We start from the raw sequence: 21,728 nt of genomic DNA, 5'->3' as shown, positions 1-21,728 counted from the left end.
ATTAAATCATTCACAGTTATGGTGTTTCACTACGATAGCCCCGCTTTTTTTCATCTCATCCAACTGTTCCTGGGTATAACCGTACTGACTGAGGATTTCCTCGGTGTGATAACCGATGGGTTTGGACTGTTCCAAGGGCGGAAGTCCCATGCTCTGGAAGCGCACAGGCGTGTCTGTGACAATACCATCCACCCCGTTGTCATAATGGATCTTTCTGAGGAAATCATTCTCCCATGCCTGGGGATCTGCCAATATGTCATCCACGGTAAAACATTTACCGGCAGGCGTATCTTTTTCCTTAAAAATCCGTACCCACTCATCCACATCCTTTTTCATAAAGCCTTCTTCAATAAGGTTAACCACTTCCGTGACGCGTCCTTCTGCCAGCACCTTGTTATAGCTGCCGTACACAGGGGAGTCGATCAGGTCGGGCCTCTCGATCAGATCCATACACTTGTTGAATTCAGCGTCATAAACCGGCATGCACAAATAGATCCATCCGCCGTCCCTGGTGGGATATGTGTTGTTGAGAGGGCTGGGCGGGTTTTTTCTGGAGCTGGGATAATGATTGTCATATGTACTGGTCACGATCCCCACTGTCAGGAAATACAGGGCGGTGTGGTACAGGCTGATAAACACACGGTCCCCCAGCCCTGTTTTTGCCTTTTTCACCAATGCCCCGCAAATGCCTGCCGCAAGGGCCACTGATGTGGGAAGATCCCCCAGGGCATTGGGCCAGTTCATGGGGGCGTCCCCCTCCTGGGGCAGGGAGCGGAACCAACCGCCCCTGGCCGCATAACAAATAGTGTCATAGCCCGGATTATCTTTTTCCGGACCACGGTCACCGTATCCGGTAACCTGGGCGTAGATCAGCCCGGGGTATTTTTCCTTCAGTGAATCGTAATCCAGATGCAGTTTGTCCAGGGCCTTCTGACGCCAGCTGGTGGCAAACACATCCGCTGTTTCCAGCAGTCTATGCAGCGCCTCCATTCCCTCCGGCTTTTTCAGATCCAGGCAGATATATTGGCGGTTTCCGCCCACCATCATATCCACACAGTGATTATAATCTTCCTTCATAAAATCGATCATCTTAAATGACGGCCCTAAATGTCTGCTGGGATCCCCCTGGGGCCGCTCGATCTTATACACGGTTGCGCCCCAGTCGGCCAGCAGCCGCGGTGCTCCGGGAACAGCCACGTATTCTGCCAGTTCTATAACTTTAATGCCTTCTAATGGTTTCATAGTCGGTATACCTCTCTTTGTCAGCTTACTATCAGCAGTAATTGGATGTCCTTATCTCCCCGTCCGCATCAATCACCTTACGGACCAGAGTAAGACGCTGAACCGTGCGGGGGCCTTCCTCAAACCACATGGCGCGTGCATCCCGGTACAGGCGTTCCACCGGCCCGTAAGGATTGTCCTCGAAGTATCCGATCCCGCCGAAGATTTCCAGACAGCCGTCCGACACGGTGCGGACCGTATCAATTCCGTGAAGCTTCATCATGGATGAGATCATCTCTATATCCTCACCCCGGTCCGCTTTCTGGGCGCAGTCCCGCACCAGCAGCCGCAGTGCGTGGACCTGCGTGGCCATATCTGCCAGCATCTGCTGCACGGCCTGACGCTGGATCAGCGCTTTTCCAAAGGTGACCCTGTCCTTTGCCCTGGCAATGGCTAGTTCCAGCATGCGCTGTGAAAGTCCCAGCAGGCAGACGCCGATGGATGCACGGGATACGGCCAAGGCATGGAGGAATACGGTGAGTCCTTCCCCTTCCGCTCCCAGACGGTACTCATCCGGGATCTCCATGTCTTCCATGATCACATCCCCGTGTCCTGTGCCCCTACAGCCCATCATATGAGGCATGTTTTCCACTCTCAGCCCCTTTGTGTCAGCCGGAACATAGAACGCCGTATGGCCGCCCTTTTTGCGTTTTTCTTCATCTGAGACAGCGATGATATAGTATGCATCGCAGATATCTGTAAAGGAGATCAGGGTCTTACGTCCGTTCAGGACCCATTTGTCCCCTTTCTTTACGGCTGTGCTGCGGATGTCAACGCCGGAACCGCAGTCAGGTTCGGTGAGGGCAAAGGCCACAAAGAAATCACCGGTCCCCATTTTGGGAAGGTACTCATTCTTCATTTCCTCTGTGCCGTGCTCCGCCATGATCTCCCAGCTCAGTCCGTTTGCTACATGGAAAAACATGCGGATCGCCTGGTTGCCCCTTCCTATCTCCTCCAATACCGTAAAGTACTGCTCCAGGCACAGGCCCATGCCGCCGTACTGGGTGGGAAGGGAAAGGCGGAACATATCGTTTTTCTTGCCGATCTCCCACATCTCCGGCGGATAAACATTACTTTTTTCCATTTCCGCGGAAAGGGCTTCCATATCGTTTTCAACTACATGGCGGATCTTCATCCTCAGTTCGTACAGTTCTTTCTCACTGATCCTCTGGTCGTTTAACATTCTTTTATTCCTCCTATTTTTGTTTGATTATTCTTACAAATTTGTTAATCCCGTTCTTCTGCCGGAAACACCAGGCGGATCCAGCGGATCCGCAGCCAGAGACTCCTCCTCCAGTGGTTCCGGCCCCGGCCCCATAACTCCAATGGTTCCGCAGGCTCCTGTTTCAGACATGTTTAATATTTCCTCGTCCGAGTATCCCAGTTCTTTTAAGATCGCAGCATTGTGCTCCCCCAGTTTGGGGGCGGGCGCCGCATGTTTCAGGGATACGGGAATGGAACTTATAAGCTGCGGTATCCGTGTCTGAAGTGTTTCACCCGTACATGGGAAATCGCAGTATTCCATCAGTCCCGTATCCTGTTCCAATATGTAATTGACGGCATCCGTCTTATCCATGACCCACATGGCGCATATGTCCTTGTCCTCCAGCCATTTCTTCCATTCCTGCGTTGTCCGGCTTTTAAACAGCTGCTCCATTGTATCAAAGGCTTCTCTGGCCTCCCCGGGATGGCTTAGCTTAAATGGCTTTAATTCTTCCAGACCGTTCAGGGAAAGGAAGGTATCCCAGAATTTGTCCTCCAGCATACCCACGGATATCTTTCCGCTGTCCGCTGTCTCGTACACGTTGTAAGCCAGGACCGGGAAGTCCAGCGTATCCGCGGTCAGCCGGCTGCCTGAAAACTGGTACCTGGCATCCAGTATGGAATTCCACCAGACAAACGAATCAAACATACGGATGTCGCAGAACGCCCCCTTACCTGTCCCATTTCTCTGTAAAAGCGCCGCCATAATACTCTGGACCGCAACCATGGCCGTGGACAGATCCACCAGATGGATCGGGCTGGTCTTTCCTCCGTTCAGGGAGAGATAACCGCTGAGGGCCTGGAAATTGATATCGTGAAATGCCATCAGGCTTCTGGGATCATCCTGCCCAAAGCCGGTCAGGGAACAGTGTATGATATCGGGCCTGATCTCCTTCTCATGGCTGTAGTCAATTCCCAGACGTTCCATGACTCCGGGACGGAAGTTTTCAATCACCACATCCGCCCGCTCCAAAAGACGGAAGTATGCTTCCCTGCCTGCTTTGCTCTTCAGGTTCAGGGACAGGCTCTTTTTATTGCGGTTCAGCGCTGAAAAATAGTGGCTGACACCATTGATCTTTGGATCATCGCTACGGCACAGATCACCCCTTGATATTTCTTCAATTTTGATCACATCCGCACCCAGGTCTGCAAAAACCTGAGTCGCATAACCGCCCAGCAGGTATCGGGTATGGTCAAGTATTGTCAAACCGGAAAAAACATTTTCTGTCATATTTATGCTTTCCTTTTTTTATCAGATTCAATTCATGGATATCCCCAGATCGTATGCCTCCCTGAGGGCGTCCATGGCCTTTCCGGGCGTGCAGGCATCACCGATCAAGGAAACCTCATGAAACTCTTTCTCTATCTCCTCATACAGGCCACGGTCCGCTTTTGACCCAATGGCAAGGACCACCGTATCAGCAGGGATCTCCTCTGCTCCATCAGGCCCTTCCACCACTACTCTGTCCCTTTTTATCTCCGTGAGACGGGTGCCTGTGCAGATCCTGACCCCCAGCTTTCTCAGCCGGTCCATCATAATCCAGCGGGTCGTCTTGCCAATATCCCTTCCCGCCTTATCAAGCATTTCCACAACAGTGACCTTTTTGCTGCCGCTGTTAAGCATCTCATACAGCGCTTCCTGGGGCTCTGCCTTGTACAGGGTAAGGAACCGGAGGGCTTCAGGGGTCAATGTCCCTTCCTCCCCCAGCAGGATGGCTGTCTCAATCCCCACCGCGCCGCCGCCCACGACCACCACATCCGAGCCTGTATCTGCATGTTTCTTAAGCACATCCCAGGCCTGCACAATGTGAGCGCCTTCTTCAGACGGAACTCCCGGCCTTACAGGACGTGCTCCGGTAGCTGTCACAACATGGTCAAATCCTTGTTCCTTCACTGCGCGAAATACTGACTGCGCATCCGCCCTGGTGTTAAAACAGAACCGTACCCCTGCCTTTGTACAGGCAGACTGCAGATAATCCGCCAGGTAATCAAAATCATGGCGGGCAGGGGGAACGGCCGCCAGCCGCAGCTGGCCTCCACAGCACGGTCCTTCTTCCCATATGACAACCCTGTGTCCTCTCAGAGAGGCCACCCTGGAGAATTCCATTCCGGCCACACCGGCGCCGATTACCAGGATCTTCTTAGGATGGTCCGTCTTTTTTTCAGTGGGCAGGAGGCCGTTTTCATCCCTGAGCAGACTTTCCCTGCCGCACTCGGCATTGCAGAGACATTCAATACTCTTTCCGCTCATGGAATGGTCCAGACATCCCTGGTTGCATCCCACACAGGGCCTGATGTCCTCCACCCTTCCCTCCGATGCCTTGCGGGGAAGTTCAGGGTCCGCCAGCAGAGGCCGGCCAAACACGGCGAAGTCCACATCCCCCCGCTCCACCAGTTCCTCCGCTGTCCGGGCATTCATGCGGTTGCCCATCATCACCGGAATTGAAACCGACCGGCGTATGTTCCTCCCCAGATAGCTGAATACGCCGTGGGGCAGGTCCATGGTTACCTGGGGCACACCGCTCTCATGCCATCCTCCGGTGACACTGATCCCATCCGCGCCTGCCTGTTCCAGCATAGCGGCGATCCGGCACGCCTCCTTGTTGGTATTGCTGCCCGGGACAAAATCACTCCCGCCCATGCGTACCGTGACCGGAATATCCTTTCCCACCTGCCCGCGCACAGCCCCAATGGTTTCCACCAGGAACAAAGCCCTGTTTTCCAGGGAACCGCCATACTGATCCGTGCGCAGGTTGGTCAGGGGGGATAGGAACTGTCCAAACAAATATCCCGAATTAGTACATATCTCTATCCCGTCAAAACCGGCCTCCACCGCCCGTCCGGCTGCCCGGGCAAATGCCTGTTCCAGGTCCAGGATCTCATCTACTGAAAGTTCCCTCGGGGTCTCCCCGGTCATCCGCGTAAAAACAGCTGATGGCGCCACTGCCTGCACCCCGTCTATATAATCCCTGGATTTCGCATACCTTCCCTGGTGGATCAGCTGGGCAAAGGTTTTGGCTCCCCCATCATGGATTACCTGTACCAGCGGACGGAGTTTTTCTGTAAAACAGTCCTCATACAGATTAAACCCGGGCATAACATGCCTGTGGGTGGGATCCACATGGATATTGCCTACGATCACAAGGCCGATCCCTCCTGCTGCGCGGACCCGGAAATATTCCAGGCTGCGCGCTGTAGGCATTCCCCCTTCACTATACCCATCCACCATAGGCGCCATTACCATCCTGTTTTTAAGCTGCAGAGCTCCGACCATGGCTGGGGTATACAGTTTCTTCATGTCTTTTCACTCTCCTTATCTTCTTGGAATCACACGGTCACAGTACAAGATGTCTTAAGCCATGAAGGCTGCAGTATGCATAGACTTCCCAGCCTCTCTTGCACTGGAACTGACAATGTTCACGTCCCATACGGCAAATACTGCGATCACAGTATGAATAAGCATCATTTCCGGCCATGGCAAATACAGCCTGAGCCTTTAAAGATGTATCCAAAAATTTCATCTGCCCTCCTTCGTAGGTAAGTAAATAAATCCACTCGATCCGATGCTCCTCTGTCATTGGATGGCTTCCGCCTCCAACCGAGATCCGGACCGCGTTATGCTGCGCCCCTCCAAAAAACACATAGGAGAGAATATGGGTCCTGTCCTCCTCATCCGGACCAGGCGTCTCCAGGCGCAGGCGCGTTCCATTGCACCCGCACTTGGATCCAGTGAGCGGACATCCTCCATACTCTATGCTTACGCTGCCGCAGCTTTCACACCGGTAAAATACCGGATGACTGCTGTGCATGGGCGGGCGGCGGCTGGTCATACAGGCCGTTGTATAATTTTGTCTTTCCGGAATCATTTGACCTCCATATGTTTTGCCTCGCATTTTATCTTCCGTCTGACGTCTTCCCTTAGCTTAAATTTCTGTACCTTTCCCGTTTCCGTCCTGGGCAGGCTGTCTATGAATTCCAGCCGCTCCGGCCATTTATATTTTGCGGTCCCGTTCTTTTCCATATGGGCCTGTATCTGCGCCAGGTCCATTGGTTTATCCTTATCCTTTAACACCAGGTACGCGCAGGCCTTTTCCCCCATACGGTCATCAGGATAGGATACCACGGCCGCCTCAATGATATTTTCATGCAGCATCAGGATACCTTCTATCTCCACGCTGCTGATATTCTCCCCGCCCCGGATGATAATGTTCTTTTTCCTGCCTGTAATACGTATAAATCCATCATCATCCATGATGCAGAGATCCCCGCTGTGGTACCATCCTTCCTCATCAATGGCAGCACTTGTCATCTCCGGCTCATCAATGTATCCCATAAACACACCGGGACCTTTGGACAGTTCCTCACCCTCCACCCAGGGTCCTACCTGATTGCCCCGTTCATCCACCACCTTAATCTCGGTGCCCGGTACGGGCAGGCCGTCTGTTGTCAGCACTTTTTCAGTGGGGAAATAGGGGGAGACAATACAGTGCGGGGCGCTCTCCGTGGATCCGTAAACCCCCAGCACCTTGATCCCCTTTTTTAATGCTTTCTCTACCAGGGTACGTGGGATGGGCGCTCCTCCGCAGTAAAAGAACCGGAGGGAAGAGATATCCACGTCAGGCCGTTCCTCGATCCGGCGCATGACATCATATGCAATTACAGTAGGCCCCTCGATCACCGTGCACTTTTCCTGCTGGATCATATCCAGGCACCGGTCCACGGTATACCGTTCCAGGAGCACGCTGGTCATTCCGGTTATAAAGGGGACGATGACGCCGTACATCAATCCGGTGGCATGGGACAGGGGAACCGGCATGATCATGGAGTCAAAGCTGTGCAGATCCGTCATGGATATATAGCCCTTCATATTGGCTATAAGATTATTGTGGGTCAGCATCACGCCTTTTCCAACGCTCTCTGTACCGGATGTGAACAGAACAATTGCCACGTCATCGGCCTCGCCCCGGCAATACGCTGCGGGCAGTGCATCCCTTTCCAGGATGTCTGAGAGATGGTCCCATTTTCCCTCCTCTTTGCCGTAAGGAGCATGCTTGTCCACGATCACAATCTTTTTCAGACTGGGAACACTTTCAGCCACCTTCTGTGCCAGTTCCACATGATCGTAATTTCTAAACTCACCCGGAACAAAGATCAGTTTGGAAGAACATTTTGACAACCGGTGGATCAGTTCGCTCTCCCTGAAACCGGTAAGCAGCGGATTGACCACAACTCCTGCCTTCAGGCAGGCAATGAGGATCAGGGTAAACTCCGTCCAGTTGGGCAGCTGGACGGAAACAATGTCCCCTTCCTCCAGTTTACATTCTGTCTTTAAGTAAGCTGCCAGCCGGTCGGATGCCTGGTCCAATTCCCTGTATGTATATGACGAGCCCTGGTCATCTGCAACCATGGCCTTGTCAGGATAAGATCTCACTGACAGCAGCCAGTAGTCCAGCAAGGTAGCATCACCCCAAAGCCCCTGCTTCCGGTATTTTTCCGCCTGTTTTTTGTCAATTTCAACTGCTAACTTCCCCATTGTACCCCTCCTGTTTTGCACAAAAATAGTTAAACAATTCAACATTTTACAGACAATATGCTGTGTGTTTCTGTTTGTTAATTTTTTATTAATTGAATTATATCCCAAAAATATTCATATTTGAATTTATAATCAGTAAATACCGTACAAATATGGACTATTGACTATTTTTGTCTAAATATGGACAAATTATTACATGTGTATCAGTGCTGAAAATTCAACGGCAAATAGCTCTTTTCCGGCTGCTTTCATAGTAATTGTGAATTTATTATCGTTTAGACCCCCTCCCCGCGGCAGAGAATCCAAGAGGAAAAATGTAAGAACGCACATATTGACTTTTTCCAAATATAGATTATTATGGTGGAAGAGAGTATCCTAAAACCTATTATTCTGTTTTACCTTTCTTGAATTTCACAACAGATTCCGAATCATTAATCTGACTCTTTGGAGAAAAGAAATAATACACACAGAGGGGATTTTTATGGCCATTGACGTAAAGAAGCTGTTTGCTGATGCAATAATTGAACTAAGCAATGAAAAACCATTGAGCAAGGTAACGGTCACCGATATTGTGAAACGTGTGGGCACAGGGCGGCAGACATTTTATAATCACTTTCTGGATAAAAATGATTTGATATTTTGGATTTTTCACAGGACACTGCGGGGTGAAAAAAGGATCATTGAAGCAAGCGGCTTTTACGCCTATCTTCTGAGTATCTATGAAAAAGCCAAGCTGAACCAGCCTTTTTTTACTCAGGCCTGCCATCTGGAAGGCCAGAACTGCCTTCTGGAATCCATCTACAATCAGACATATAATTATTATAAAGATTACATTTCCAACCGTTTCGGTGAACATGTACTCACAGATGAGTGCCTTTACGCGCTGGCCTTTAATGCCCACGGAGCGTCCAATATGTATGTCAAATGGGCTTGCGATGGTATGGTGGTCCCTCCCGAAGACATGGCGCGCTATGCCATGAATTCCACACCTGACTGCATCAAGGTTTATCTGGTCTCCAAGGGCAGCGAGCCAAAGCAGTTCACCTCGGAAATCGCTTAGATCTCTCTGCTGCCGAAAAGCTCCCTTTGCTGCCGAAAAAAGTGCGGCGGGAAATGGGGATGGATGATGGATATGGAATGATAGAACAGAATGATGAGACAGAAAATGCCGCCGCGCCTGCTGGTGAATCAACCAGCGGACACGGCGGCTTTGGTTTCTTGTTTTATTATTGGTTTTTCTTTTGTATCGCTTTTTTAACAGTAGTTTTAAGGTTAATAATATCCTTTCCATCATCCCACGAAAAGATAAACCCCCTGAAAGTGCCTGATTTTAAACAAAATTCCAGATTTTCCTCTCCTCATGTGCAAAAAATGGAAATCTTTTTCTGCCCCTAAATCGTATAAAACCCTCCGAATCAGTACATCATTTCGTTATAGCAGATTCATCCAGTACAGCCCTGCCATTTTTTTATGTCAGGGTGGATGGCATTATAACGGAGGTAAGGATTATGTCGGGCTACAAAGTTGAGATTTGCGGAGTCAATACCGCCAAACTGCCTTTACTGAGCAATGAAGAAAAAGAGGAGTTATTTCAAAGGATACTGAATGGAGATAAAGATGCCAGGGAGCAGTATATCAAAGGGAACCTGCGCCTGGTATTGAGTGTAATTCAAAGGTTTTCCAACAGTCAGGAAAACATTGACGACCTGTTCCAGATCGGCTGTATCGGACTCATCAAAGCCATTGACAATTTCGATATAACACAGAATGTAAAATTCTCTACCTATGCGGTTCCCATGATCCTGGGAGAGGTCCGCAGATACCTGAGGGACAACAATTCCATCCGCGTAAGCCGCTCTCTCAGGGATACGGCATATAAGGCATTGTACGCAAGGGAACAGCTTACAAGGACAAATGCCAAGGAACCCACCCTGATGGAGATCGCCCAGGAAATAGGGGTATCCAAGGAAGATATCACCTATGCCCTGGATGCCATACAGACACCGGTCAGCCTTTATGAGCCCGTATACACGGACGGAGGCGACCCTCTTTACGTTATGGACCAGATCAGCGATAAAAAGAATCTGGAGGAAAACTGGGTGGAGGATCTGTCCCTGGTGGAGGCCATGAAGCGCCTGCCGGAAAGGGAACGCCACATTATAGACATGCGGTTCTTTGAGGGCAAGACCCAGACCGAGGTGGCTGAGGAGATCCATATCAGCCAAGCTCAGGTAAGCCGTCTGGAAAAGAACGCCTTAAAGAGCATGAAGACCTATTTAAGTTGATTTGTTATTCCTCATCTATTTAACAGGCAACGTCACAATCGGAGTGAAAGATGAAAATGTGCATTCTTGTCGTACACTTTTTCTTGAAGCCCCTCCCATGATGTGTTACACTTAATATGTTAAGAAATTCCATCCTATTCTTAAAACATAACCGGACAGAAAGTGAACATATCTATGGAACAGAGTGAAAGAAGATTTGCAGTATTAATTGACGCGGACAATGTTTCGCCTAAGTATATCAAGTATATCCTGGATGAAGTAAACGACCAGGGGATCGCCACCTACAAACGTATCTACGGCGACTGGACTGACAATGAAAAGCGCAGTTGGAAGAACGTGCTGCTAGACTGGTCTGTAAACCCCATCCAGCAGTACAGCTACACCACGGGAAAGAATGCCACGGATTCAGCCATGATCATAGACGCCATGGACATCCTGTACTCCGGCAATGTGGACGGCTTCTGCCTTGTATCCAGCGACTCTGACTTTACCAAGCTGGCCCAGAGGCTTAGGGAGGCCGGGATGTTCGTCATGGGGATTGGGGAGCAGAAAACCCCCAAGCCCTTCCGGGCTGCCTGCGACACCTTTAAGCTGCTGGAGATCATATCCTCCGATGATGCGCCGGAAGCCACCGTGATTGAAAACCAGAAAACCATTACCAGCATTGACGAGATCCAGAAAGCCATCACCAAGCTTCTTATTGAGAACAACAGCCAGAACCAGCCGATCATCCTGGCCCGGGTGGGCAACTTTCTCACCAAGCGGTTTTCTGACTTTGATGTAAGGAACTACGGATATTCCAAGCTTTCCACCTTTCTGGAAAGCCTGGACAACAACGACTTCCAGGTGGTCAAGCTTCACGGCGGATTTTTTGTACAGGAAAAAAGCGCCAGCATTTCCAAGGCGGAGGTGGAAAAGGCCATTGCACGCATGATCAGGGAGAACAACGGCCATGTGGACAACCTGAGCATTGTCCATGATGAGCTGAAGAAAATTTTCCCATCCTTTGATGTAAAACAATATGGCTTCAGCCGTATTTCCAGTTTTATCCGAAGTTTCGGAAGCTTTAAGATCAAAGATAATATGGTACAGATGAAGTGATCTGCACAATGTAACACCTATATGATATCTGATCGTAATATACACCTGACAGATGGGGTTGACTGTTGACAGCACCCCCGTCTGCCAGGTGTATTGATTTTTATTTCCTTCTACGGGTCATATATTGTTTTCCCTCACTGATGTGATCCTTCAGCGCTCACTGCTCCCAGACTCCGGATGCGTTCACCCTGTAACCGTCCGGTGTCACCGTGTCCGTCATCATGGCGCCGTCCGCACCCAGATAATACCACCATTCCCCCTCTTGGATCCACCGGCCGGCATACATCACACCGTCCTGTCCCAGATAGTACCATTTCCCCTGGTCCGCCAGCCAGCCATTGTTTTTGTATGTGCCATCGCCCATCTTATATTTCCACTGTCCATTCTCCTGTACCCATCCCGCTGCAGCCATGTCTCCGTCTTGTGCAGCAGTTACATAGAACGTGCCCATGTTTACAGCAGCGCCGCTCTCCACCACCACAATCAGCTGTGCCTTGCCGGGGGCTTTGGCCGTATACTCGATCACATTCAGTCCGCTGTCCCCGGTTACCACCTTTGCCGTTATAACGCCTATGTCCGTGGTCCTGATGGAACTCTCTGAAGCCCAGCTGCTCTCCAGTTTGGACAGTACCAGCTGTCCCGTAGTACCCGCCTTTACCGTGGTGCCGTCAAACATAAAGGCGCCCGCCTCCTGACAGCTGATCTCGTAGTACTCGCCTTTCATCTCAAAGCCATAGGCACTGGCCGGCGCTGATGCCATCATGGCTGCCAGCAGGATCACTGCTGCTATTTTACCTTTTCCCATTATGATCTTCTCCTTTCTTTCAAACACCGCATCACCCGGACATCGAATGTCTATCTGCGTATCACCTGAAACCCTTTTTCCCTTCCCGCTGCTGCTCTGTCTTACTCATGGAAATACGTGCCTGCTTTCCCTCTTCACATCTGCACCTTAACTGTTCAAACCAGGCAACGGCCTCCTTTTCCTCTCCCAGCGCCCTCTTTGGAACTGCCCAGAAATCCTTTTGGTCAAAGAATAGGATCAAATTTTCAGTCATGTCCAATTTTGATACGGCGGAGTACAGCAGCCTTAGATCCTGAAGCCCGGCCAGTATATGTATGCTTCCAGGCCCGGTCTGAAGCACGGTTTCTTCCTTTAGGTTGGAACCAACCATGCCCTTTGATACTCTGGACTTTCCCTGCCTTTTCCCCTTCAGAACCGTCCGGCTGAACCATTTGTAAAATTCTTCAATCTCCTGTTCCTTCAGTCTGTACCTGATCCCCTCATCCAGCTGGTCCTGAAATATGGCATCTCTTTCATTTCCCCAAACCTGCTTTTCCATCTGTCTGTTTCCCCCCTTATGGAACCTGCCAAGAGCAGGGCAATTTCCACATTATGGTATAATAACAATGTAGCTCATTTTTCTCCATAAGGCAAGCCCGGATCCCAACAAAAAAAGCCAGCCTGACTGCTGACTTTTTCTGCTTATTCAAATCTTACAATTTCTTTTTTCAGACGCTTCATGATCTTCTTTTCCAGTCTGGAGATGTAGGACTGTGAAATGCCTAACAAGTCCGCCACTTCTTTTTGTGTCATCTCCTCCCCGTCCTCATTGGTAAGGCCGTATCTCAGCTCCACAATCTTTCTCTCCCTTGGGTTTAGACGGCTGATCGCATTGTTTAACAGGCTTTTTTCGATCTCGTCCTCGATGTCGTGGTAGATCACATCCTCATCAGTTCCCAGAATATCAGACAACAGAAGTTCATTTCCATCCCAATCCACATTTAACGGCTCGTCTATGGATACTTCCAGACGTGTTTTATTGTTGCGCCGCAAATACATCAGTATCTCATTCTCAATGCACCGTGACGCATAGGTGGCCAGCTTAATGTTCTTGTCAGGCTTAAAGGTATTGATAGCCTTGATCAGACCAATGGTCCCTATGGATATCAGGTCCTCCACTCCCACGCTGGTATTGTCGAATTTCTTTGCTATGTAAACCACCAGCCTGAGGTTGTGTTCAATGAGGGAAGAACGAGCATATTTGTCATCCTCTCCGCCCAGAAGACTTATCATCCGGCCTTCCTCTTCGGATTCCAGAGGCGGAGGCAGGATATCAGCGCCGCCTATGTAATGGACTTCCCCTTGCTTTGGCATCAGGACCGTCCTGAAACTGGGCACTGTCTTTAACTGGAAACGGTTTGGTATGGATACTTTTATGATCATGGAAATGTCCTCCTGTATGTTGTGCGTTGTTTAAGTTCCTTCATCGGTTTTTTGTATCAGAATCTGATACTCTCCTGAGGGAGATAAGCTCTGTTTCGTGATGGCCACCAAAGGTTTTTCAACGCAGTAGGTCCTGCCCTCCTGCTCTACCTCCATCCGGTCGATATACACTGCCGGAAGGATTCCATGGCTGGTTCCCACGGACTGATACGGGACATAGACCACTCCCTTCACAGCCGGACACAGCCGCCTCATAAGGCCATCAGCCGCCACATGGACCGGCTGACCGCTAACCGGCTCCCTCAGCCGGTTGCCAGTATCAATAAGCCCTGTAACCTCTTCTTCTCTCTCCCCGTATTTCAAAATGACCCTGCACAGGTCTTTTCTGCGTGCCATGGAGCGGATCAGTCCCCTGATCCCCCCTGAAAAGCCATAGCAGGCCAGTACAGCCCCTGTCATCATAAAAATCCAGGCCAGAACGGGTATCCCCGAACCCTGACCTGCCTGCAGTATCCTCCAGGCATAATATCCAGCTTTTGTGTGCTCATAGAGCATAAGCATCGCTCCCCCAAGCACCACAGATACCAGATAGATACCTGCCACGGATTTCACAATTTCTCTGACACTCTTAAGATGGTAAGCTGCCACTGCCATAAGACTGCTCACTGCCACATACGTCCCCAATACCTCCACCGCCGGCGGAAGACCGGGCATCACGCTCACCACACAGGACCAGATACCGCCGATCACAGCACCGGCCAGGAGCCGCCTTTTTGTAGTCCTGTATGATAAAACCCTGTTTAAGATGGCCAGTACCATCACATCCATGATGGTATTGACCGCAAATACCACGTCTATGTATACTGTATAAACCACTCAGTCCGGCCTCACCTCCCTGAAAAACTTTCTGAAAGCCATTATAACTATTTATATGTACGAATGCTGTCGAAATGACGACCCACAGATACAATATTTATCGACAAAAATCGGGAGACATACCAGATGTTGAGTGTACGTTGAATAAATTTGGGTGCCGCCGGTGGGAAATCAGCCGCAAAGATAGGTGCCGGGGAGGGCCCGAGCGTACACTGGATGTAAAAGGAGGATACAAAAAAATCCCGTCCAGGGAGTTCTCTGATCATACGTGAAAACGTCCCTGTCCAGGATGGATGCTTGCTGTTTTTAGATGGAAAAACAGGACATGCAATGCATGCCCTGTTACATAGCTGAATTAAGATCAGATTCTCTCTGTGGGATTATCTCTTGTTCTTCAGGAAATCCGGTATATTGATCTGCATTTCCTTGTTGGCTGCAGGTCTGAAGGACTGGCTTGGAGCCGGAGCCGGATTCTGGGTGTTGCCGGTATTATAGCCCTGGTTGGGGTTATACTTAGGCGGGTTGTAGCCCTGGCTTCCTGATGATGAAGGATTAAAGCTTGGGGCGTAACCCTGGTTCTGTCTGCTGTATGGTGAAGATGCGGTTGCCGCCGCCTCAGGCGCTGCTGCATGGGGTGTCTGAACAGCCGCTGCTGCTACGCTTGGCTTTGCCTTAAAGTTGCTGGTAAATCCCTTCATGGCATTGGACACGGATGCATTGGCACCGTGCTCGTCCAAACCAGTGGCAATGACCGTGATGCTTGCCTCATCCTGGGCATTCTCATCATACATTGCACCAAATATAATATTGGCTTCATCTCCAGCCAGCTCCTGAACATAGCTGGCCGCTTCATTGGCCTCAATCAGGCTGATATCGCCGGATATATTAATGATTACATGGCTTGCGCCTTCGATGGTAGTTTCTAACAGAGGGCTGGATACAGCCTGCTTAACAGCCTCAATTGCCTTGTCATCACCCTTGGCCTTGCCGATACCGATGTGGGCGATTCCCTTATCGATCATAACAGTCTGTACATCAGCAAAATCCAGATTAATCAAACCAGGAACATTAATCAGATCCGTGATACCCTGTACTGCCTGCTGCAGAACCTCATCTGCTTTCTTAAGAGCGTCAGGCATGGTGGTACGCCTGTCCACGATCTCCAAAAGCCTGTCATTTGGAATCACAATTAAGGTATCGACACTGTTTTTCAGGTTCTCGATACCTTCAAGAGCATTGCTCATACGGGTCTTGGCCTCAAAGCGGAAGGGCTTGGTCACCACTCCTACGGTAAGGATACCCATGTCCTTTGCAATCTTGGCAACTACGGGGGCTGCACCTGTTCCTGTACCACCGCCCATACCGCAGGTTACAAATACCATGTCAGCACCTTTCAGTGCCTGTGAAATCTCCTCAGAACTTTCCTCAGCAGCCTTCTCTCCAACATCCGGTCTGGCTCCTGCGCCTAATCCCTTGGTCAGTTTTTCACCAATCTGCATAGCAGTGGGTGCCTTACAAAACTGAAGGGCCTGCTTATCAGTGTTCACACCAATAAACTCTACCCCTGCAATGTTTTCATCAATCATACGGTTTACTGCATTATTACCTGCACCGCCCACTCCTACAACTATGATTCTGGCAGCGTTGTCTGACTCATTTATCTTAATCTCTAGCAAGATTCATATCCTCCTTTTATTCCCTTACTACCACATAAAGCCATGCTCATACTTCTTATTTCTATGTCAATTTCTCATTGATTTCTGGTCTAACTAATACTATATTTGATTTTACAAAAAATATCAATAGCTTTTTTAAGAAAAATTACATTTCCGTTAAATCCTTGCTTTTCCTGTACTTTACAGCATTGCCTGTAATTGGGCGGATGCTATCAAGCTGCTTTCGCGATCGCCAAACACACGTTCTGTATTTTCGATAGCTTCTAACATATTCCCAGGGTACTTCTACTTATTTTATCCACCTTTATGCCAGCTATGCGAGAAGGCCTAATACCATTTTATAACTCTCTCAAATAGAGCAGAAGCCACAACACCCATGGACATTGTACCAGAATCAGGATCAGTTGACAACATTTCTTTCAAACTTTCGCTTCCTATTATAATATAACTATGGGTATGATCCGGCAGATGCAGAGAACCCCATCGATTTTTGCCGCCATCATAGAAAAACAAAGATATTTGTGGTAGAATATCTCCATATGTAAAAATACACAGATCATTATTTGAAGGGATCATACCATATGAAAGTGATAGAAACCGAGAGACTGTTATTAAGGCCGCTTACTGCCAATGATGCCAATGATGTATTTGAATGGGTCAGCGACCCCGTTGTTAATACGTATATGCCTTATAATTTATATACAAGTGTTAAGGATGCAGAAACATGGATCTCCTCAATTAAAGGGGACAACCATGTGTTTGCTTTTGTCCTGAAAAAAGAAAATAAGGTAATAGGTTCAGGCTCAATTTGTTTTCAATCAGATAGCAACGCCTATGAATTAGGGTATAATTTAAACAAAAATTATTGGAACAGGGGATACACATCCGAAGCTTCATTGGCTATGATCCAGTGGGCATACGAAGAGCTTGGTGTCCGTGATTTTGTTGCAAACCATGCCAATGCCAACGTGGCATCCGCCAAAATTTTATTGAAATGCGGATTTAAATTTTCCCATTACGGTCAATATTCTAAGTATGATGGAAGTGAAACCTTTGACGCAAGTTATTACTTTATGCATAAAGAGTAATCTACAGTCACTTTGCCCTTGTTCACTGAGGGTAATCGTGGATGAGTAATACGCCTCCCGGTTTTAAGCATTAGGAAACCTTTTCAAAAAGCTGTTTTAAATCATTTAAACTATGTAATTGCCCCAATTATAAATTTTCCGCAATATCAAAGTCAACCCCGTCTTTTGCGCCAAGCTGAATAAGCGAGAATAACTCACGCCCATTATTACAACAAAATTGTGAAATGGTTTTGCCTTTATCTTCCCATGCCACTTTATTCTTTTGATAATAGCGCAATAGTTCACCCCTTTGTAACAGCAGCCAAATCCACACCGTTCTTAGCGCGGTATACCTGATTAACCGCCTGACCGATCTGCATGGCTGAGGAATCCTTGGAAAGCTTGATCTCAATCTCATTGTATTCTTCTTTATGTTGGGAATAACCACGGTTTTCTCCCGAAGACTCCCTGTGCATATACTCGATAGAGATGTTTTCGCCCATATGTACATGGATGGATTCGTGCCTGTTAAGCCAGTATACAAACCCCTTTCCCTTTGTTATGACCTTAAAAGAGGGCTGTAGGCAGGCCCTCTCTTCTTCGATGACAACATGCCTTTGGGAACGCGTCTCAAAGCATTCCACTATGTTCCTGCCAATATCCTCAAATGTATAAGGGTAGTTCATCTCTATAAAATCACCTATGTCAATCCCAAATCCGGCCTGGTGGTAATAATAGATCACTATGACTATATTTTTATGTTTGTCAATATCCAGTGAAATACTGCTGGGGTTCTTATATGTTCTTATCTCTTTTTCCACTTTTGGCAAAGCCGCTCTCATATGGGCGATCCCAGTCATACTTGGCTTTGAGGTATTTTGGTGTCGGGATGATGTTATGTTGAAAATTTGAGTTAAAAAGTTCATTTTCCCTCCTTGCAAAAACCTGGCGTTCTTATTTTTTCTTAAAAGTAATCCCTGCCCTGCTGTTGGTTTCCGAATAATTTTCCAGGCGCATGGTCCCGCTGATCTCGGTGAGATGGGGCTGGGCCGTTAGAATATCATTGAGGGTGGATATCTTCCCATCTATATCTGAATTGTCTCCCAGGGTCACCTCCATCTGTCCGATAAACAGGGTGGCTTGTCCATGAGTGTCATATTTGATCCTGTCCACCGCAATCTCATAGGTGGAAAGCTGCTGGGTCAGGTTGAGGATCTCCTCAAACACATTCTTATCCTCCACGGGAAGAGCCCTGTGAAGCACGATCTGCCCAAAATCCAGTCCAGTGATCCAGGGAACACCCTCCAGCTGGTTGCCGGAACTCTCCACCACGATCCCGTCCTTGTCAAAATACATGTAGCTGCTCATATAGGATACATATCCCACAATGCTTTTTTCGTAGATGATGACCTCCACTTGAAAGGGGCCGTGGAACACCACTTTGTAGTCCTCCACAAAAGGAATCTGGCGGTGGGGTTTAAACCTGTCCGCAAAATAAGCATAAGCGGAATTTTTGCCCCACCTTCCGGAAAACAAAAATTCCTCGATCTGCTTTTCACTGTATTTGTTGCTGCCCGTCACTGAAATATTCTGTATATGCACGGACAGAAGCAGGATGGCTGCCAGCAGTATGACTGCCACAGCGATTCCTGCTCCCGTATGATGTTTCCTACCAAAATTTCTCATGCAGTACCTCACCTGGTTATGAATTCATTTCCCCGAAGCGTGTTTCAAGCGCCTAAACAATCGCAGAATGCCTTCAGCAAGCCGCAGAGTGCCTTAAACAATCCACCGAGCGCCTTCAGCGATCCGCAGAAGGGAACGATGGATCACTCACTCCCGCTCCAGCCACCTGATGTCGGCCCCCAAAACCGCCATGTCGCGGCAAATATCCTCATACCCCCGCTCAATGTGATGGCAGTCTCTGATCAGGGTCTCTCCCTGGGCTGCCAGGGCCGCCACTGCAAGAGCCGCCCCTCCCCTTAGATCCGAGGCAGATACTTCCGCCCCCTTCAAAGGGTAATGCCCCTCAATCACTGCTTTGCGTTCCTCAGTTCTTATGGATGCCCCCATCCGGATCAGGGAACGCACCGTGGCAAACCTGCCCTCAAACACCCGCTCCTCAATGGTGCTGGTCCCCTCCCCGGAAGCCAGGAATGCCATAAAGGGCGACTGAAGATCTGTGGGGAATTGGGGGTAAGGCCCTGTCTTAATGTTCAGGCAGCCCGGACGCTGCTTCATCTCGATCCGGATCTGTTTGCAGCACTTCTCAATGCGGACCGATACACCGGCCTGTTTCAGCATTTCCAGGGGAACTTCCAGCTCCGTGGGACAGACTTCCCTTAAGATCACGCTTCCCGTGGCTGCTGCAACTGCTGCTGCATACGTGCCGGCTACAATCCGGTCCCCTTCCACCCGGAAGCTGCTGTCGTGCAGTTCCTCCACTCCCTGTATCATGAGGTGGTCTGTGCCCATTCCGCAGATAACGGCCCCCATGTTGTTGAGGAAACGGCAAAGCTGGCTGATCTCCGGCTCCCTGGCTGCTCCGTGTATAATGGTCACATCTCTGGCCAGAACAGATCCCAGTATGGCCTGCTCCGTTGCCCCCACGCTGGGATAAGGCAGGTGGATCTCCGTCCCCGTAAGCCCTTTGCCGCAGGCAGCTCTAATGTGTCCCTCCGTCTCGCTGATCTCAGCTCCCAGGCTTTTAAGGACCATAAGATGAAGGTCGATGGGCCTGGCTCCGATCAGGCATCCTCCCGGATAACAGCTGCACCCCTCTCCCATGCGTCCCAGCAGGGCGCTGAGTACGACAATAGAAGAACGCATGGCGGTCACATACCGCTCCGGTATGCTGGTCTGGGTGATGTTCCGGGCGTCAATAACCAGGCAGTCGCCCTTATGGCAGCATCTGGCGCCGAGAAATTCCAGTATGTCCAGCATACAGGCCACATCCCGGATAACCGGGACATTGGTTAAAACAGTAATCCCTCTGTGAAGCACAGCCGCGGCCATCATGGGCAAAACGGCATTTTTAGAACCTTGTATGGATATCTCCCCTTTTAAGGGAGTAAGACCAAAGACCTGAATGACAGACAATGGGGCACCTCCTGGTATATATGCCTTCCGCAGAAAACACTATCTACTTAAAGCATATGCCGGGACGTGCCCGCCTGTGCAGGCCCAATTTGTCATTTTTCTAATTTTATCTGATTGGACACGCTGAGTACGACCCCCATCTCCATAAGAAGGAACAGGACCGAGGTGCCCCCGTAACTGATAAAAGGCAGGGTGATTCCGGTGTTCGGTATGGTATTGGTTACAACCGCGATATTCAGGATGACCTGAATGGCAATGTGCCCCATGACGCCCACCACCAAAAGGGCGCCAAACAGATCCGGTGCATTATTGGCAATGAGCATAAACCTGTATATCATAAACAGGAATATCAGGATAATGGACACCGCGCCAAACAATCCCAGTTCTTCACAGATAATGGCAAATATCATATCGTTCTGGGACTCAGGAAGAAATCCCAGCTTCTGGATGCTCTCTCCCAGTCCCTGTCCCACCAGCCCGCCGGAACCAATGGCATAAAGGCCCTGAAGCACCTGGAACCCCTTGTCCGTAGGGTCGGACTCCGGGTTCAGCCACGCCTCGATTCTCCTGAACTGGTAGGGCTGAAGCAGTTTGATGGTCATAAGGAACTTTCCAATGGGCCCGGCAAATGCCAGCGTACCCAGTCCCAGGGCGCCGATGGTAAAAAAGGGCCACTTCACCTTGCAGGCCACGAACAGCATGACAAAGGCAATACCGCACACAATGATGCCGGAACTTAAGTTGTTCATGGCAACCAGGCCCGCGATGGGCAGTGTCATGGCCACCACATATCCCATATTGCGCCACTTGTTGATCTTTATACCCATGGTGGTGATCATGGCGGCCAGCATAACAATCAGGGCAATTTTTACAAACTCCGTGGGCTGAAAGCTCAAGGGACCGATTGCCAGCCACCGCCTTTTACCATTTACCTCCCGGCCCACAAAGCTGACCGCTATCATGAGTATGTATGACATGAGATAGGCCAGCACGGAAAACCTGGCAAATATATGGTAATCCATCTTGGATATGATGATCATGGCCACAAATCCCACGGCCGCGATCCCTGCCTGGCGCTCCATGAAATAAGCGCCGTTGCCTTTGTAATTCAGCTGGGCCGAATAGGAACTGGCACTATAAATCATGACAAGTCCGAAAGCTGTCAGGAAAATGATGCAGAACAGAAGGCTGTAGTCGTAAAAATGTTTGACCTTCTTTTTTTTCTTTGGCATCTGCTGTTCTCTTATGTCCTGGTTCATAGCCGGCCGTTTAGCCTGGCCCGAGGGCCGGGCGGCCGTCTGCACCTTTCCCGCCATAAGC

General features: G+C 49.4%; 21 protein-coding genes. 5 read left to right on the top strand and 16 right to left on the bottom strand.

Translation table 11 applies throughout. The features are described from left to right. Window positions 1–6: 6 nt before the first annotated feature. The 6 genes from HMPREF9469_RS15875 to HMPREF9469_RS15850 are packed head-to-tail and all read right to left on the bottom strand — an operon-like array spanning window position 7 to window position 8,077. Window positions 7–1,242 (bottom strand): CaiB/BaiF CoA transferase family protein, encoded by a 1,236-nt coding sequence (locus HMPREF9469_RS15875; protein WP_007863669.1) that lies wholly within the window; start codon window positions 1,240–1,242, stop codon window positions 7–9. Between the two features lie 31 nt (window positions 1,243–1,273). Continuing rightward, a complete protein-coding gene (locus tag HMPREF9469_RS15870) occupies window positions 1,274–2,464 on the bottom strand; it encodes an acyl-CoA dehydrogenase family protein (RefSeq protein ID WP_007863667.1) in 1,191 nt (396 codons plus the stop codon). Window positions 2,465–2,497: 33 nt separating this feature from the next. Then, window positions 2,498–3,775 (bottom strand): CaiB/BaiF CoA transferase family protein, encoded by a 1,278-nt coding sequence (locus HMPREF9469_RS15865; RefSeq protein WP_007863665.1) that lies wholly within the window; start codon window positions 3,773–3,775, stop codon window positions 2,498–2,500. Between the two features lie 27 nt (window positions 3,776–3,802). After that, window positions 3,803–5,842 carry an oxidoreductase gene (locus HMPREF9469_RS15860; RefSeq protein ID WP_007863664.1) on the bottom strand — a complete coding sequence of 680 codons (2,040 nt, stop codon included), beginning with the start codon at window positions 5,840–5,842 and terminating at the stop codon, window positions 3,803–3,805. Window positions 5,843–5,879: 37 nt separating this feature from the next. Then, a complete protein-coding gene (locus HMPREF9469_RS31400; RefSeq protein ID WP_007863659.1) occupies window positions 5,880–6,410 on the bottom strand; it encodes a desulfoferrodoxin family protein in 531 nt (176 codons plus the stop codon). Beyond that, the gene (locus tag HMPREF9469_RS15850) at window positions 6,407–8,077 is read right to left on the bottom strand and encodes an AMP-binding protein (RefSeq protein ID WP_007863658.1); all 1,671 of its coding nucleotides are present in this window, start codon (window positions 8,075–8,077) and stop codon (window positions 6,407–6,409) included. The genes HMPREF9469_RS31400 and HMPREF9469_RS15850 overlap by 4 nt, the downstream gene beginning before the upstream one ends. Window positions 8,078–8,558: 481 nt before the next feature. Between HMPREF9469_RS15850 and HMPREF9469_RS30695 the strand changes: the two genes are divergently transcribed. The 4 genes from HMPREF9469_RS30695 to HMPREF9469_RS15830 all read left to right on the top strand — a co-directional run bounded on the left by HMPREF9469_RS30695 (window position 8,559) and on the right by HMPREF9469_RS15830 (window position 11,463). Next, window positions 8,559–9,137 carry a TetR/AcrR family transcriptional regulator C-terminal domain-containing protein gene (locus HMPREF9469_RS30695; protein ID WP_007863657.1) on the top strand — a complete coding sequence of 193 codons (579 nt, stop codon included), beginning with the start codon at window positions 8,559–8,561 and terminating at the stop codon, window positions 9,135–9,137. 59 nt (window positions 9,138–9,196) lie between these two features. Then, on the top strand, window positions 9,197–9,472 hold the full coding sequence (locus HMPREF9469_RS15840; protein ID WP_040416590.1) for a hypothetical protein: 276 nt from the start codon (window positions 9,197–9,199) through the stop codon (window positions 9,470–9,472). Between the two features lie 113 nt (window positions 9,473–9,585). Further along, window positions 9,586–10,362: an RNA polymerase sporulation sigma factor SigG gene (sigG, locus tag HMPREF9469_RS15835; protein WP_007863656.1), complete on the top strand. Its 777-nt coding sequence runs from the start codon at window positions 9,586–9,588 to the stop codon at window positions 10,360–10,362. Window positions 10,363–10,536: 174 nt separating this feature from the next. Next, on the top strand, window positions 10,537–11,463 hold the full coding sequence (locus tag HMPREF9469_RS15830) for an NYN domain-containing protein (RefSeq protein WP_040416587.1): 927 nt from the start codon (window positions 10,537–10,539) through the stop codon (window positions 11,461–11,463). Between the two features lie 157 nt (window positions 11,464–11,620). Here the strand turns inward: HMPREF9469_RS15830 and HMPREF9469_RS15825 are convergent, their stop codons facing one another. The 5 genes from HMPREF9469_RS15825 to ftsZ all read right to left on the bottom strand — a co-directional run bounded on the left by HMPREF9469_RS15825 (window position 11,621) and on the right by ftsZ (window position 16,242). Beyond that, the gene (locus HMPREF9469_RS15825; RefSeq protein ID WP_007863654.1) at window positions 11,621–12,268 is read right to left on the bottom strand and encodes a hypothetical protein; all 648 of its coding nucleotides are present in this window, start codon (window positions 12,266–12,268) and stop codon (window positions 11,621–11,623) included. Between the two features lie 61 nt (window positions 12,269–12,329). Continuing rightward, window positions 12,330–12,806: a YcxB family protein gene (locus tag HMPREF9469_RS15820; protein ID WP_007863652.1), complete on the bottom strand. Its 477-nt coding sequence runs from the start codon at window positions 12,804–12,806 to the stop codon at window positions 12,330–12,332. Between the two features lie 143 nt (window positions 12,807–12,949). After that, window positions 12,950–13,690 carry an RNA polymerase sporulation sigma factor SigE gene (gene sigE / locus HMPREF9469_RS15815; protein WP_007863651.1) on the bottom strand — a complete coding sequence of 247 codons (741 nt, stop codon included), beginning with the start codon at window positions 13,688–13,690 and terminating at the stop codon, window positions 12,950–12,952. Window positions 13,691–13,720: 30 nt separating this feature from the next. Then, window positions 13,721–14,566 carry a sigma-E processing peptidase SpoIIGA gene (locus HMPREF9469_RS15810; protein ID WP_007863650.1) on the bottom strand — a complete coding sequence of 282 codons (846 nt, stop codon included), beginning with the start codon at window positions 14,564–14,566 and terminating at the stop codon, window positions 13,721–13,723. Window positions 14,567–14,946: 380 nt separating this feature from the next. Continuing rightward, window positions 14,947–16,242: a cell division protein FtsZ gene (gene ftsZ / locus HMPREF9469_RS15805; protein ID WP_007863649.1), complete on the bottom strand. Its 1,296-nt coding sequence runs from the start codon at window positions 16,240–16,242 to the stop codon at window positions 14,947–14,949. A gap of 581 nt (window positions 16,243–16,823) precedes the next feature. Between ftsZ and HMPREF9469_RS15800 the strand changes: the two genes are divergently transcribed. Beyond that, the gene (locus tag HMPREF9469_RS15800) at window positions 16,824–17,330 is read left to right on the top strand and encodes a GNAT family N-acetyltransferase (RefSeq protein WP_007863648.1); all 507 of its coding nucleotides are present in this window, start codon (window positions 16,824–16,826) and stop codon (window positions 17,328–17,330) included. A 127-nt stretch (window positions 17,331–17,457) separates the two neighbouring features. On the opposite strand, the gene HMPREF9469_RS32080 is transcribed toward HMPREF9469_RS15800, so the two are convergent. The 5 genes from HMPREF9469_RS32080 to HMPREF9469_RS15780 form a co-directional block, all read right to left on the bottom strand. Then, window positions 17,458–17,607, bottom strand: coding sequence for a hypothetical protein (locus tag HMPREF9469_RS32080; RefSeq protein ID WP_156200150.1), 150 nt, complete (start codon window positions 17,605–17,607; stop codon window positions 17,458–17,460). Window positions 17,608–17,611: 4 nt separating this feature from the next. Beyond that, window positions 17,612–18,139 carry a hypothetical protein gene (locus HMPREF9469_RS15795; RefSeq protein WP_040416584.1) on the bottom strand — a complete coding sequence of 176 codons (528 nt, stop codon included), beginning with the start codon at window positions 18,137–18,139 and terminating at the stop codon, window positions 17,612–17,614. A gap of 124 nt (window positions 18,140–18,263) precedes the next feature. Continuing rightward, a complete protein-coding gene (locus HMPREF9469_RS15790; RefSeq protein WP_007863646.1) occupies window positions 18,264–18,995 on the bottom strand; it encodes a cell division protein FtsQ/DivIB in 732 nt (243 codons plus the stop codon). 147 nt (window positions 18,996–19,142) lie between these two features. Next, window positions 19,143–20,408: a UDP-N-acetylglucosamine 1-carboxyvinyltransferase gene (murA, locus tag HMPREF9469_RS15785; protein WP_007863645.1), complete on the bottom strand. Its 1,266-nt coding sequence runs from the start codon at window positions 20,406–20,408 to the stop codon at window positions 19,143–19,145. Window positions 20,409–20,500: 92 nt separating this feature from the next. Further along, on the bottom strand, window positions 20,501–21,724 hold the full coding sequence (locus tag HMPREF9469_RS15780) for an FtsW/RodA/SpoVE family cell cycle protein (RefSeq protein ID WP_007863644.1): 1,224 nt from the start codon (window positions 21,722–21,724) through the stop codon (window positions 20,501–20,503). Window positions 21,725–21,728: the final 4 nt, after the last annotated feature.

The organism is [Clostridium] citroniae WAL-17108 (genome assembly GCF_000233455.1).
Lineage (GTDB): Bacteria > Bacillota > Clostridia > Lachnospirales > Lachnospiraceae > Enterocloster > Enterocloster citroniae.
This window is presented reverse-complemented; position numbering and strand designations above follow the sequence as displayed.

What these genes read in the sequence shown, in the direction of transcription:
- HMPREF9469_RS15875 (WP_007863669.1), bottom strand. Translation starts at nt 1,242, where the DNA reads ATGAAACCATTAGAAGGCATTAAAGTTATAGAACTGGCAGAATACGTG.
- HMPREF9469_RS15870 (WP_007863667.1), bottom strand. Translation starts at nt 2,464, where the DNA reads ATGTTAAACGACCAGAGGATCAGTGAGAAAGAACTGTACGAACTGAGG.
- HMPREF9469_RS15865 (WP_007863665.1), bottom strand. Translation starts at nt 3,775, where the DNA reads ATGACAGAAAATGTTTTTTCCGGTTTGACAATACTTGACCATACCCGA.
- HMPREF9469_RS15860 (WP_007863664.1), bottom strand. Translation starts at nt 5,842, where the DNA reads ATGAAGAAACTGTATACCCCAGCCATGGTCGGAGCTCTGCAGCTTAAA.
- HMPREF9469_RS31400 (WP_007863659.1), bottom strand. Translation starts at nt 6,410, where the DNA reads ATGATTCCGGAAAGACAAAATTATACAACGGCCTGTATGACCAGCCGC.
- HMPREF9469_RS15850 (WP_007863658.1), bottom strand. Translation starts at nt 8,077, where the DNA reads ATGGGGAAGTTAGCAGTTGAAATTGACAAAAAACAGGCGGAAAAATAC.
- HMPREF9469_RS30695 (WP_007863657.1), top strand. Translation starts at nt 8,559, where the DNA reads ATGGCCATTGACGTAAAGAAGCTGTTTGCTGATGCAATAATTGAACTA.
- HMPREF9469_RS15840 (WP_040416590.1), top strand. Translation starts at nt 9,197, where the DNA reads ATGGATGATGGATATGGAATGATAGAACAGAATGATGAGACAGAAAAT.
- sigG (WP_007863656.1), top strand. Translation starts at nt 9,586, where the DNA reads ATGTCGGGCTACAAAGTTGAGATTTGCGGAGTCAATACCGCCAAACTG.
- HMPREF9469_RS15830 (WP_040416587.1), top strand. Translation starts at nt 10,537, where the DNA reads ATGGAACAGAGTGAAAGAAGATTTGCAGTATTAATTGACGCGGACAAT.
- HMPREF9469_RS15825 (WP_007863654.1), bottom strand. Translation starts at nt 12,268, where the DNA reads ATGGGAAAAGGTAAAATAGCAGCAGTGATCCTGCTGGCAGCCATGATG.
- HMPREF9469_RS15820 (WP_007863652.1), bottom strand. Translation starts at nt 12,806, where the DNA reads ATGGAAAAGCAGGTTTGGGGAAATGAAAGAGATGCCATATTTCAGGAC.
- sigE (WP_007863651.1), bottom strand. Translation starts at nt 13,690, where the DNA reads ATGATCATAAAAGTATCCATACCAAACCGTTTCCAGTTAAAGACAGTG.
- HMPREF9469_RS15800 (WP_007863648.1), top strand. Translation starts at nt 16,824, where the DNA reads ATGAAAGTGATAGAAACCGAGAGACTGTTATTAAGGCCGCTTACTGCC.
- HMPREF9469_RS15790 (WP_007863646.1), bottom strand. Translation starts at nt 18,995, where the DNA reads ATGAGAAATTTTGGTAGGAAACATCATACGGGAGCAGGAATCGCTGTG.
- HMPREF9469_RS15780 (WP_007863644.1), bottom strand. Translation starts at nt 21,724, where the DNA reads ATGGCGGGAAAGGTGCAGACGGCCGCCCGGCCCTCGGGCCAGGCTAAA.